General features: G+C 73.5%; 9 protein-coding genes. All 9 read right to left on the reverse strand.

The window, feature by feature from the left end; genetic code table 11:
- Positions 1–3,884: amino acid adenylation domain-containing protein (locus tag ACIQ9G_RS31695; protein WP_403616475.1), on the reverse strand; the 3,884-nt coding region annotated here is incomplete at its 3' end.
- A 44-nt stretch (positions 3,885–3,928) separates the two neighbouring features.
- Positions 3,929–7,918: an amino acid adenylation domain-containing protein gene (locus tag ACIQ9G_RS31700; RefSeq protein WP_403616478.1), complete on the reverse strand. Its 3,990-nt coding sequence runs from the start codon at positions 7,916–7,918 to the stop codon at positions 3,929–3,931.
- Between the two features lie 200 nt (positions 7,919–8,118).
- A complete protein-coding gene (locus ACIQ9G_RS31705) occupies positions 8,119–8,331 on the reverse strand; it encodes an MbtH family protein (RefSeq protein ID WP_403616480.1) in 213 nt (70 codons plus the stop codon).
- 79 nt (positions 8,332–8,410) lie between these two features.
- On the reverse strand, positions 8,411–9,034 hold the full coding sequence (locus tag ACIQ9G_RS31710; RefSeq protein WP_403616482.1) for a 2-hydroxychromene-2-carboxylate isomerase: 624 nt from the start codon (positions 9,032–9,034) through the stop codon (positions 8,411–8,413).
- Between the two features lie 95 nt (positions 9,035–9,129).
- Positions 9,130–9,876, reverse strand: coding sequence for a 3-oxoacyl-[acyl-carrier-protein] reductase (gene fabG / locus ACIQ9G_RS31715; protein WP_403616485.1), 747 nt, complete (start codon positions 9,874–9,876; stop codon positions 9,130–9,132).
- Entirely contained in the window at positions 9,873–10,406 is a 534-nt protein-coding gene (locus ACIQ9G_RS31720; protein ID WP_403616488.1) for a 3-hydroxyacyl-ACP dehydratase FabZ family protein, read from the reverse strand. Before ACIQ9G_RS31720 ends, fabG begins: the two co-directional genes overlap by 4 nt.
- Positions 10,403–10,804 (reverse strand): 3-hydroxyacyl-ACP dehydratase FabZ family protein, encoded by a 402-nt coding sequence (locus ACIQ9G_RS31725; protein WP_403616490.1) that lies wholly within the window; start codon positions 10,802–10,804, stop codon positions 10,403–10,405. Before ACIQ9G_RS31725 ends, ACIQ9G_RS31720 begins: the two co-directional genes overlap by 4 nt.
- The gene (locus tag ACIQ9G_RS31730; RefSeq protein WP_403616493.1) at positions 10,804–11,052 is read right to left on the reverse strand and encodes an acyl carrier protein; all 249 of its coding nucleotides are present in this window, start codon (positions 11,050–11,052) and stop codon (positions 10,804–10,806) included. The genes ACIQ9G_RS31725 and ACIQ9G_RS31730 overlap by 1 nt, the downstream gene beginning before the upstream one ends.
- A gap of 91 nt (positions 11,053–11,143) precedes the next feature.
- Positions 11,144–12,274, reverse strand: coding sequence for a beta-ketoacyl synthase N-terminal-like domain-containing protein (locus tag ACIQ9G_RS31735; protein WP_403616496.1), 1,131 nt, complete (start codon positions 12,272–12,274; stop codon positions 11,144–11,146).
- Positions 12,275–12,303 lie beyond the last annotated feature (29 nt).

A 12,303-nucleotide genomic window follows, 5' to 3' on the forward strand; every position in this document is an offset into this window, starting at 1 on the left:
GGCGGCAGCGTCGCATGCGTGACCCGGTGGGCCTTCAAAGTCTCAGCCAGCGGTTCGCCCGGCTGGAGGCCGTCCGCTCCCGCCACCACGACCGCGGCCCCGGAGAGCAGGCCCATGCACAGCTCCCAGAACGTCGCGTCGAAACTCGGCGACGCGAACTGCAGCACCCGGCTGCCCGGCCCCACCCCCAGCCGCTCCGCCTGCGTGGCCAGCAGACTCGCCACACCCCCATGGGAGACCACGACCCCCTTGGGACGCCCCGTCGAACCCGAGGTGTAGATGACGTAGGCCGGATGCTCCGGCCGGACGCGTGTCGCTTGTGCGGGTACGGTGTCCGGGAGGTCTGCCCGCTCCAGGGAATCGAGCAGCAGAGGACGCGTCCCCTGCGGCAGCCGTCCGGCGGTCTCGGTGGTCGCCAGGACCAGCGCGGGGCGTGCGTCGTCGAGCATGTACGCGATGCGCTCCTCCGGATAGGCGGGATCCACCGGCAGATACGCGCCGCCCGCCTTCCACACCGCCACCACGGCCACCACCAGCTCCTCGGTGGACCGCGGCAGCGCCAGCGCCACCAGCGACTCCGCACCGATCCCACGCGCCCGCAGCTCATACGCCAACCGGTCGGCCCGAACGTCCAGTTCGGCCGCCGACAACGTCCCCGCACCGGAGATCACCGCGGGCGCCTGCGGATCCGCCGCCACCCGGCGCGCGAACAGCTCCGGCACGGTCGGCTGCCCGATTTCGCGGGCATCGCCGCTCCACTCCCCCAGCACCTGACGGCGTTCCGCGGGGTCGAGCACGTCGTGCGAGCCGATGGATGCGTCGGGGGCTGCGGTCAGGGCGTCCAGAAGCCGGACGAGGCGGGCGGCGAGGCCCGCGACGGTCTCGGCGTCGAAGAGGTCGGTGGCGTACTCCAGGAGGCCGGCGACGGCTCCGTCCTGGTGCTCGGTCAGCTCGAAGGCGAGGTCGAACTTCGCCGCTCCGGTGTCGACGCGGCGCATCTCCGTGTGCACTCCGGGGAGGCGGAGTTCGGCGGCGGCCGTGTTCTGCAGCACCAGCATCACCTGGAACAGGGGATGCCGCGCCTGGGAACGGTCCGGCGCGACCGCGTCCACCACCCGCTCGAACGGCACGTCCTGATGCGCGTACGCAGCCAGATCCCACTCCCGCACCCGGCCCAGCAGTTCACGGAAACTCGGGTCCCCCGACACATCCGTGCGCAGCACCAGCGTGTTCACGAAGAACCCGACCAGATCGTCCAGCGCCTCGTCCTGACGCCCCGCGATCGCACCCCCCAGCGGAATGTCCTCACCCGCACCCAACCGCGACAACAACGCGGCCAGACCCGCCTGCAACACCATGAACAACGTCGCCCGGGAGTCCTCGGCCGTGCGCCGGAGCCGCAGGCCCAGTTCGGCCGGGATCTCGAAGGCGTGGGTGGCTCCGCGGTGGCCGGCCACGGCGGGACGGGGACGGTCGGTCGGCAGCTCCAGCAGATCCGGAGCACCCGCCAGAGCAGCCCTCCAGAACTCCAACTGCTGCGAGACCAGGCTCGCTTCGTCACCCTCCTCCCCCAGCAGCTCCCGCTGCCACAAGCTGTAATCCCCGTACTGCACCGGCAGCGGCGCCGACCACTGAGGCCGCCGCCCCGCCGACCGCGCCTCGTACGCCACCGCCAGATCCCGACCCAGCGGAACCAGCGACCACCCATCAGCAGCAATGTGATGCACCGTCAGCAGCAGCACCTGATCCTCGGCACCCAGCACGAACAACTCCGCCCGCACCGGCAACCCGGACCCCAGATCGAAACCACCCGCCACCGCAGCCGCCAACGCCGCCTCCAGCCCACCGGCAGCAACCTCCACCACCGGCAACTCCAACCCCACCTCACCGGCGGGCAGCACCTCCTGCCACGGCACACCCCCCTCCTCCGGGAACACCGTCCGCAGACTCTCGTGCCGCGCCACCACATCACCCAGCGCCGCCCGCAACGCCTCACGATCCACCCCACCCCGCAGACGCAGGGCGTAGGGCAGGTGGTAGGCGGCGCTTCCGTTCTCCAGCCGGTCGAGGAACCACAGGCGGAGCTGGGCGGAGGACAGCGGGACCCGGTGGGGGCGGACGGCGGGGCGCACCGCGGGCCGCGCGGTGTCCGCGTCGCCGAGGCGTTCGGCGAGCGCGGCCACGGTGGGCGCCTCGAAGACGGCGCGGACGGGGAGTTCGACGCCGAGGGCGGAGCGGATCCGGCCGACCAGGCGGGTGGCGAGCAGGGAGTGCCCGCCGAGGTGGAAGAAGTCGTCGTCGATGCCGGCCGAGGACAGCGCGAGCACCTCGGCGAAGAGCCCGGCGAGCAGCTCCTCGTGCGGTGTGCGGGGCGCCCGTCCCGTGCCGGCGGAGGAGAAGTCGGGGGCGGGCAGGGCCTTGCGGTCCAGCTTGCCGTTGGGGGTGAGCGGCAGCGCGTCGAGGGCGACGAAGGCGGCCGGGACCATGTAGTCGGGCAGGGTCCGGGCGGCCAGTTCACGTAGGGCGGCGGGGCCGGGGCCGCCGGTGGCGCGGGCGTGGGCGGACGGGACGACGTACGCGGCGAGCAGCGGGGAGCCGGGGCGGTCCTCGCGGGCGACCACGGCGGCCTGGGCGACCTCCGGGTGCGCGGCGAGGACGGACTCGATCTCGCCGAGCTCGATCCGGAAGCCGCGGATCTTGACCTGGTGGTCGACGCGGCCGAGGTAGTCCACACCACCGTCGGCGCGGCGGCGGGCGAGGTCGCCGGTGCGGTACATGCGGGCGCCGGGCGCTCCGAAGGGGTCGGCGACGAACCGTTCGGCGGTCAGTCCCGGCCGGTTCCGGTAGCCGCGGGCCAGGCCCTCGCCGCCGAGGTACAGCTCGCCCTCCTCGCTCGGGCGCAGCCGGTCGTCGAGGACGTAGAGGGAGGTGTTCCAGATCGGGCCGCCGATGCCGGGCAGCTGGGCGGCGTCCTCGATCCGCAGGGAGGTGGACCAGACGGTGGTCTCGGTGGGCCCGTACAGGTTGGTGACCTCGGCGCCGAGCGCGGTCATCGCGGAGGCGAGCGAGGGCGGCAGGGCCTCCCCGCCGACCAGCATCCGCAGTCCCCGTACGGCGTCGGGCCGTTCGGCCGTCAGGGCCTGCCACAGCGAGGGGGTCGCCTGGAGGACGGTGGCGCCGCTCGCGGTGGCGAGCGCGCCGAGCCGGGCGGGGTCGACGACGGTCTCCCGGGGGGCGATCACCACCGCGGCTCCGGTCAGGAGCGGCAGGTACATCTCCACGACGGCGATGTCGAAGGCGACCGTGGTCACCGCGAGCAGCCGGTCCCGGCCGGTCATGGGGAAGCGGTCGGCCATGAAGGAAAGGAAGTTGAGCAGGTTGCGGCGGGTGATCAGCACCCCCTTGGGCCGGCCGGTGGAGCCCGAGGTGTAGATCGTGTACGCCGGGTGGGCGGGCCGGAGCGGGGCGAGGCGGTCGGCGTCGGTGAGGTCGTCGTCCGCGAGACGGGTGCCCTCGGCCTCGGCCTGGGCGAGCCGTGCGGCGTCGAGGTGCAGGGCGGGGCGGGCGTCGTCGAGGATGTAGCGGACGCGGTCAGCCGGGTAGTCGGGGTCGAGCGGTATGTACCCGGCGCCGGACTTGAGCACCGCCAGCAGCGCTACGGGCAGTTCGAGGGAGCGCGGCAGGGTGAGGGCGACCAGGCCCTCCGGCCCGGCGCCGCGCGCCACGAGGACCCGGGCCAGCCGGTTGGCGCGGGCGTTGAGTTCGGCGTACGTGAGCCGCCGCCCCTCGAAGACCACCGCGGTGGCGTGCGGGGTGCGGGCGGCCTGGGCCTCGATCAGCTCCGTCGGGTCGGCGTCCGGCACGGCGCCCACGGTGTCGTTCATCGTGTTGACCACCCTTGAATGGCTGTCGGTTGCGCGGTCGCCGGTCATACGCCGGCCGGGGACGGGGCGGGGACCGCGGTGTCGGTGCGCCGGTCGGTGTGCCGCAGCTCGGCCGCGAGGATCCGGCCGATCTCGGCCAGGGCGGCGGGCTTCATGAGGTCGTTGTGGCTGCGTTCCAGGTGGTGCGCGGTGATGTCGCCGCTCACGTACGGGCGCCAGGTCTCGGGGGTCGGGGAGATGTCGACCTTGTCGAGCGAGGCGACGAGGACCGTGACGTCCCCGTCGAAGCGGTCGGGCACGAACTCGTGGACCAGGTCACGCCCGTTGGCGTACACCCGGCCGATGGCCTCGATGTGGTGGGGTTCCAGGCTGGCCAGGGAGCTGCCGAGCTTGCGCAGGATCCCGATGACCTTGTCGTGCCTGAGCGGCTTGCGGCCGAGGTAGCGGCGGTCGTAGCCGACCCAGCGCAGCAGGTCGGCGAGGATCTCCTGTTCGCCCAGCTCGGCGAGGGTCTGCCCGGGGTAGGTGTCGAGGATGGCGAGGAGTCCGACCTCCTCGCCGGCCTGTTGCAGCGCGCAGGCGATGACGTGGGCGGCGATGCCGCCGGAGGAGTAGCCGAGCAGATGGTAGGGGCCGTGCGGCTGGATCCGGCGGATCTGCTCGATGTAGTCGGCGGCCATCTCGTGGAAGGAGGCCGGCAGCGGCCCGGTTCCGTCCAGGCCGCGGGCCTGGAGGGCGTACACGGGCACGTCCTGGTCGAGGTGGCGGATGAGTCCGGCGTAGCACCAGCCGAGGCCGCCGGCCGGGTGCACGCAGAACACGGCGGGGCGGGTGCCGTGCGGGCGCAGCGGCAGGACCACGTCGAGCGGGTCCTCGTCCCGGTCGCCGCCCGCGATCCTGGCCGCGAGGAGGGCCGGGGTGGGCGCCTCGAAGATGCTGCGGATGGTGAGTTCGGCGCCGAAGGTGGCGCGGACGCGGGAGACGAGGCGGGTGGCGAGCAGGGAGTGGCCGCCGAGGGTGAAGAAGTTGTCGTCCATGCCGATCCGGGGCAGTCCGAGCACGTCGGCGAAGAGCCGGCAGACCATCTCCTCGCGCGGGCTGCCGGGGGCGCGTCCGCCGGCGGCGGCCGTGCGGTCGGGGGCGGGCAGCGCCCGCCGGTCCAGCTTGCCGTTGGGGGTGACGGGCAGTTCGGGCAGGCCGACGAAGGCGGTGGGAACCATGAACTCGGGCAGTTCCCGGGCCAGTTGGCGACGGAGTTCGTCGGCCTCGGGACCGGCGCCGGTGTCGCCGGTCCCGGTGCCGATTCCGTCGGCGGGAACGACGTAGGCGACGATCCGCTGGTCGCCCGGCTGGTCCTCGCGGGTCACCACGGCGGCCTGGCGGACACCGGGGTGCCGGGTGAGGGCGGCCTCGATCTCGCCGAGTTCGATGCGCAGGCCGCGGACCTTGACCTGGTCGTCGGTGCGGCCGAGGTAGACGAGGGCGCCGTCGTCGGACCAGCGGGCGAGGTCTCCGGTGCGGTACATCCGGGATCCCGGCGGGCCGTACGGGTCGGCGACGAACCGCCCGGCGGTCAGTCCCGGCCGGCCGAGGTAGCCGCGGGCGAGCTGGACACCGGCGAGGTAGAGCTCGCCGGGCGTGCCGGGCGCGGCCGGGCGCAGGGCCGCGTCGAGGACGTAGGTGCGGGTGTTCCAGACGGGCCGGCCGATCGGCACGGGTCCGTCCGCGGGGGCGCACTCCCAGCAGGTGACGTCGACCGCGGCCTCGGTCGGCCCGTACAGGTTGTAGAGGCCGACGCGCGGCAGGACGCGGAAGAACTGGTTCTGCAGTTCGCCGGGGAGCGCCTCGCCGCTGCAGATCACCCGGCGCAGTCCGGTGCAGCGGGCGGCGGCCGGCTCCTGGACGAAGACCTGGAGCATGGACGGCACGAAGTGCGCGGTGGTGACCCGCTCGTCGCGGATCAGCGCGGCCAGGTACTGGGGGTCCTTGTGGCCCTCGGGACGGGCTACGACGAGCGTGGCGCCGGTGATCAGCGGCCAGAAGAACTCCCAGACGGACACGTCGAACCCGGACGGGGTCTTCTGCAGGACGCGGTCGTCGGCGCCGAGCCCGTACCGGTGCTGCATCCACAGCAGCCGGTTGACGATGGCACGGTGGGGGACGACGGCGCCCTTGGGGCGGCCGGTGGAGCCCGAGGTGTAGATGACGTACGCCGGGTGGTCCCCGTCGGGGGCCGGGCCGGCGGGCGGGGTGCCGGGCTGGGTGCGCAGCCGGGCCGCCGTGTCGTCGGTGTCCAGGACGAGCGTGGGCACGGACAGGTCGTCCGGCAGCCGTGCGGCCGTCCGGGCGGTGGTGAGCAGCAGCGCGGGCCGGGCGTCGGCGACCATGAAGCGGACGCGTTCGGCCGGGTAGTCGGGGTCCACGGGCAGGTAGGCGGCGCCCGCCTTGAGCACCGCGAGCAGGCCGGTCACCAGGTGCTCGGAGCGGGGCACGGCGAGCGCCACGAGGCTCTCCGGGCCGACGCCGTTCGACCGCAGCACGTGGGCGAGCCGGTCGGCGCGGGCGTGCAGGTCGCGGTAGGTCAGGGAGCTGCCCTCGAAGCGCAGCGCCTCCGCGTGGGGGGTGCGCCGGGCCTGCTGTTCGAGGAGCGTGGTCAGGGTGGTGTCCGGCACGGGGTGCGCGGTGTCGTTGTGGCCGCGGAGCACCAGGGCGCGCTCGGGGGCGTCCAGGAGGTCGAGGTGCCCGACCGGGGTGTCGGGGGCGGCGGTCGCCAGCCGGTCCAGGAAGCCGATGAAGCGCCGCTGGTGGGCGGCGATCTCCTCGCCGGTGTAGAGGGCGGGGTTGGCGTCGAAGTCGACCTGGAGGCCGCGGCCGTCGGAACGCTCGTAGACGATCAGGGACAGGTCGTCGGAGGGGCCGATGGAGAGGTTGCGCACCATCGCGGGGGCGTCGCCGAAGGCCAGGCCGTAGTCGAACATCATGATGTTGATCTCGGGGCCGGTCAGCCGTCCGCCGCCGCCCAGCAGGTTGCGGTCGCGGACCAGGTCCTCGTACCGGTAGTGCTGGTGCTTCATCACGGCCCGCAGCTCCGCCGAGAGCCTGTGGAGCAGCTCGGACAGGGTCGTGTCCTGGGTGACGGGCACCCGCAGCGGCACCACGTTGGAGACCATGCCCGGTACGGAGCGGGCGGCCCGGCCGAGGCGGCAGGAGACGGGGACGCCGAGGACCACCTCGTCGGCTCCCGTGGACCGCTGGAGATAGAGGGCCGCGGCGGTCATCATCGTCGCCGGCCAGGTGACGCCGACCTCGCGGGCGGTGTCCCGCAGCCGCTCCAGGCTCTCCCGGGGCAGGAACGAGGTGCGGCGGACCAGGCCGTGCGCCATGACCGGGGTGCGGTCGGACAGGCCCACCGGCTCGGGGCAGCCGGCCAGCCGGTCCCGCCAGAACTCCCGGTCGGCGGTGAAGCGTTCGGATGCCCGGTACTCGGTGTCCGCGGCGACCAGCTCGGCGACCGGGCCGAACCCGCCGGCCGGCGGCTCCTCGCCCGCGGCGAGCGCGGTGTAGAGGTCGGCGGCCCGGCGGGCGAGCAGGGCGACGGCGAAGCCGTCCACGGTGACGTGGTGGTAGCGGTAGAACCAGAAGCAGCGGTCGGCGGCCACGCGCAGCAGGGCGAACCGGAACAGCAGGTCGTGGCGCGGGTCGACGGGCTCCGCGAGGACCGAGCGCATCCACTCCTCGGCCGCCGCCTCCGGGTCCTCCTCGCCCCTCAGGTCCAGCCGCTCCAGCGTCCACTCCGGGTCGGGGTCGGCGACCTGCCACAGGCCCTCGCCGTCCTCGACGACGCGCATCCGCAGCGCCTCGGCCTCCCCGACCAGGACGCGCAGCGCCCTTTCGAGGATTTCGGCGTCGATGTCTCCCCGGATGTCGAGGTATTCGGCCGCGTTGTAGATCGGGTTCTGCGGGTCCAGCTGCTGCGCGAACCAGATTCCGGCCTGGGCCGCGGTCAGCGATATGCCGTCTCCAAGCATTCCCATCCACCCCTAGCAGACAACTTCGGTGAACAACCTCGATCAGCAGTTCCGGGGAACCGCTGAAACTCTCGCATCCGCCGGAATTCACCGACAACGCCCACTGCATCAACCTGCCAACCGCTCCCGCACACGCGAAGCGGGCGTTGCAGATAACTGCCAACGCCCGCTCCCCCGCGGCCCGCGGCCGCGTCCTTCCGTCCCGGTCAGCCGCCCATGGCGCGGACCAGTCCGGCCGGACGCATGTCCGTCCAGTGCTCGTTGATGTGGTCGAGGCACTCCTGCCGGCCCGCCGCACCGTGCCGCACGGTCCAGCCCGCCGGCACCTCGGCGAATGCGGGCCACAGGGAGTACTGGCCCTCGTCGTTCACGAGGACGAAGTAGTCCGCGGTGTCGTCCTCGAAGGGATTGGTGGCCATGATTCAGGTCGCCTTTCTCTGCGATCGCTGCTTCTCTTTGTGCGGTGGTCGTACGTCTTGTTCGGTGGTCGTACGCCGGTCACGTGGCGACTTTCGCCCGCACCGATTCCGCGAATTGGGGCAGCCGGTCGACTCCCCAGAACTTGTCGAATCCGACGATGAAGAAGGGAACGCCGAACACTCCGTCCCGGTGCAGCGAATTCAGCGCCTGAAGGCCCTTCTCCCGCACCGCGGGATCGTCGTGCGCGCCCTCCAGCGCACCGGGGTCGATGCCGATGTCCCGGCCGATCCGGGCCATGGTCCGCGGGTCGGAGATGTCCTCGCCGAGCTCCCAGCGCGCGCGGTAGGTGGCGGCGATGAACTCCGGCCCCGCGCCCAGCCGTTCGGCGGCCAGATAGGCGAGGTGGGAGACCTCCCAGCGCGGCGCGGTGTCCACCGGCCACACCATCTCCAGTTCGCGGGCGCGGGCGAGGCGGCGCACGTCCTGGAGGATGTAGAGGTGCTTCTCCTTGGACATCGCGACGTACGGCAGCCGGACGTTGCTGCGCTCGAGTTCGTCCAGGGCCGGCTGGTCGGGCTCCCAGAAGGGCAGCCACTCGATCTGTCCGGCCACGTCCGGGTAGCGGTCCAGCAGGTCCCGGTAGGCCATCCAGGAGTAGGGGCTGCGGAAGGAGAAGTACCAGCGCGGTCCGCGTCGTGCCATCACCGCCTCCAACGGTCGGTTGTGCTCGGGTGGTTCGGGAGGCCCGCCGGCCGGGGGCCGGGGGCCGGACCGCCTGACGGCGGCGGGGGCGGGCCTCAGAGGGTGATGCCGCCGTCGATCTGGAGCACGGCGCCGGTGATGTAGGCGCCCCGGTCCGACACCAGGTAGGCGACCAGGTCGGCGACCTCCTCGGCGGTGCCCATGCGGCGCAGCGGGATGGCGGCGAGGGCCTCCTTGCGGGCCTGGTCGTTCATCGCCGCGACCATGTCGGTGTCGATGAAGCCGGGGGCGACCGCGTTGACCCGGATCCCGGACCGCCCGGTCTCCTTGGCCAGGGCACGGGAGAAGCCGATGATCCCGGCCTTCGACGCCGAGTAGTTGGTCTGGGTGCCGTGGCCGTGGACGCCGGCGACCGAGGAGAGGTTGACGATGGCTCCCCGGCGGCGCTTCATCATGCCGAAGACGACCGCCCGGCAGACGTGGTAGACGCCGTCCAGGTTGGTCTCGATGACCTGCCGCCACTGCTCGTCCTCCATGAGGACCAGCGGGTTGTCGCGGGTGATGCCGGCGGCCGTGACGGCCGCGTCGATCGGGCCGAGGCGCTCCTCGGTCGTCTCGATCCAGGCGCGTACGGAGGCGGCGTCGGCCACGTCGACGCGGGTGCCGGTGATCCGTGCGCCGAACTCGTCGCCGGCCTTCTCCAGGGTGCGGGCCGAGACGTCGTCCGAGCGGTAGCAGAAGGCGACGTCGAAGCCGTCGCGGGCGAGCGCGCGGACGGTGGCCCGGCCGATGCCGCGCGACCCGCCGGTGACCAGCGCCACCCGGCGTGTGCTGTCAGTCATGGTCTCTCTTTCGTGGGTGTGCGTGCGGGGTGCGTCAGGGCGGCGGGGCCCGGAGGGGACGCCGGGCGCAGGGCGGAGGCCGGGCGGAAGGCCATGACGACGCGCTCCACGCTCATCACCGGCTCGCCCGCGGACCGGCTCTCGCCCTCGAACAGCACGGTGTCGTCGACCCGGCGGTCGAGCCGTACACGGTGCTCCAGCACCTCGCCCGGCAGCACCGGGCGGTGGAAGGCGACGCCGGTCATGCCGCCGAAGAGCATCACCTGCCCGGTCAGCACGTCCGGGTTGGGGGCGTCCCAGGTGGCGAGGACCCCGGCGGCCTGGCACCAGGACTCCACGAGCAGGGCCGGCGGGTAGGCGAAGTCCTCGGCGGGGGTGTCCGGGCCGAGCTTCTCGTACCAGGGCTCGTTGCAGGTGACCGCCTTCAGCGCGACCAGCCGCTCGCCGGGTACGACGTCGACGAGCCGGTCCACGAGCAGCATCGGGAAGCGGTGCGGCAGCCGGGCCCGGATCTCGCGCTGGCCCGTCATGCCGCCGCCTCCCCGGCCGGCCGCGGGGTGTAGCGGAGCCGCACGGAGGCGGCGGCACCGCGGGCGGTGCCCAGCCTGGCCCGGCACTGCCAGTCGCCGGCCGGGGTCCGCTTCCAGGCCATGGCGATGTCCACCCGGTCGCCGGGGAAGACCGGTCCGGTGAACCGGGCCGACTCCACGGCGGCCAGCGCGGCGCCCTTGGCCCCGTCCGGCGCGGTCGCCACGGCACCCTGATGGGTGCACTCCACCAGGCAGACCCCCGGGAAGATCGGGAAGCCCGGGTAGTGGCCGGGCAGCACGGTCTCGGCGGGGTCCACCGTGAAGCGGGCTGCGGTGCTGAACTCCCCTTCGGCGGGCAGCACTTCGACGCGGGCCGCGAGCGGGCTCGCGGCGGTCATCAGGCCACCCGCGCCGGGTCGAGCTTGCCGAGCAGCAGCTCGTAGGCGCTCTGCAGGGTGACGATCCGCTTGAGGTCGGACTCCGGCAGCCGGATGCCGTACTTCTTCTCCAGGATCACGACGACCTCCAGGGCCATCAGGGAGTCGACCTCCAGGTCGTCGACGAACCGGGCGTCGTCGGTCACCTCGCTGACGTCGACGTCGAGCACCTGCGCCACGAGGGCACGCAGTTCTTCCTTGTCCAGCACGATCGGGTCCTTTCGGCAGCTCGGAATGCGGGGAGGGGTGGTGAGGGGAGGGATTCGGGGGCGGGGAGAGGCCCGGGGGCGGGCCCGGCGCTCAGCGCAGGCCGAGCAGCGCGCAGCCGACGCTGCCGCTGCGGTCCACGGAGGTGATCACGCCGACCCGGCCGACCGGTCCGGCGGGCCGGTCCGCGGCGTACGACAGGAGGGCGGCGGCCTGGAACGCGGCGGCCGCGGCGCCGGTGTCGCCGATCAGGGTGGTCGGCGTCACGTCGGCGGCGTCCGCCGCGCCCAGCACCTCGCGCACCGCCTCCGCCTCGCCGCGGCCCTCACGGCCGGGGGCGCCGGAGCGGGCGACGGCGGTCACCCGGTCCGGTGCGACGCCGGCCCGGCGCAGCGCCGAGCGCAGGCAGGCGACGAGGGCGGGGCGGGTGTCGCCGTGCAGGACGACGCCGAGTTCGACGGCGAGGACCTCGGCGAGGACGGGCTGTCCGGGGTCGTCGGGCGCGTGCGGCTCGACGAGGAGCATCGCGCAGCCCTCGCCGAGCGGCGGGGCGGCGGCCGTGCCGTCCGCGCAGTGGTGCTCCAGCCAGGCGCGGGCGGGCGAGAACTCCTCGGCGGCGCCGCACAGCACGGTGCGGGCGCGGCCCGAACCGAGCAGCCGACGGGCGTAGTTGAGCGCGTGCAGCCCGGCCGTGCGGCCGCCGGCGATGGTCGCGTTGGGGCCCTTGAGCCGGTACCAGATGGCGCTCTGGCCGGCCGCGCAGTTCATCACGGTGTTGGGGAAGCGCGCCGGGTCGACGAAGAACGGCTGGTCTCCGGTGAGCGAGTCGCGGGTGAAGTCCATCATCGACTGGGCGCTGCCGGTGGTGGTGCCGAGCGCGAAGGCGGCGCCCTCGCCGGTGCCCACGGCACGGTTGCGCTCGGCGTCGTCCAGCAGCGCGCCGGCGGCGGTGACCGCGAGTCCGGTGACCCGGTCCATGGAGCGGGTGCCCTTCCTGCCGAGCACCTCGCGTACGCCGAAGCCGGGCACGACGCAGCCGACGCCGTCGGGGGTGGGGCCGTGCTCGGGGCCGAGGCCGGTGACGGTGCCGCGCCGCTCGCGCAGGCCCTCGGCGTACGCGCCCCGGCCGATGCCGTACGGCGACACGGCCGACCATGCGGTGATCACCGGGCGTCCGGTGCCGGTGCCGGTACCGGTGTCCCTGCCCTGGGTGAGGGTGGTCATGACCGTCACGAGTTCCTTCCGTTCACGGG

Origin of the sequence: Streptomyces sp. NPDC096152 (assembly GCF_044763235.1) — a bacterium.
Taxonomy (GTDB): domain Bacteria; phylum Actinomycetota; class Actinomycetes; order Streptomycetales; family Streptomycetaceae; genus Streptomyces.

Excerpts from the sequence above, each read along its gene's own strand:
- ACIQ9G_RS31705 (WP_403616480.1), bottom strand. The coding sequence starts at position 8,331 with ATGGCCACCAATCCCTTCGAGGACGACACCGCGGACTACTTCGTCCTC.
- ACIQ9G_RS31720 (WP_403616488.1), bottom strand. The coding sequence starts at position 10,406 with ATGACGGGCCAGCGCGAGATCCGGGCCCGGCTGCCGCACCGCTTCCCG.
- fabG (WP_403616485.1), bottom strand. The coding sequence starts at position 9,876 with ATGACTGACAGCACACGCCGGGTGGCGCTGGTCACCGGCGGGTCGCGC.
- ACIQ9G_RS31700 (WP_403616478.1), bottom strand. The coding sequence starts at position 7,918 with ATGGGAATGCTTGGAGACGGCATATCGCTGACCGCGGCCCAGGCCGGA.
- ACIQ9G_RS31735 (WP_403616496.1), bottom strand. The coding sequence starts at position 12,274 with ATGACCACCCTCACCCAGGGCAGGGACACCGGTACCGGCACCGGCACC.
- ACIQ9G_RS31725 (WP_403616490.1), bottom strand. The coding sequence starts at position 10,804 with ATGACCGCCGCGAGCCCGCTCGCGGCCCGCGTCGAAGTGCTGCCCGCC.
- ACIQ9G_RS31710 (WP_403616482.1), bottom strand. The coding sequence starts at position 9,034 with ATGGCACGACGCGGACCGCGCTGGTACTTCTCCTTCCGCAGCCCCTAC.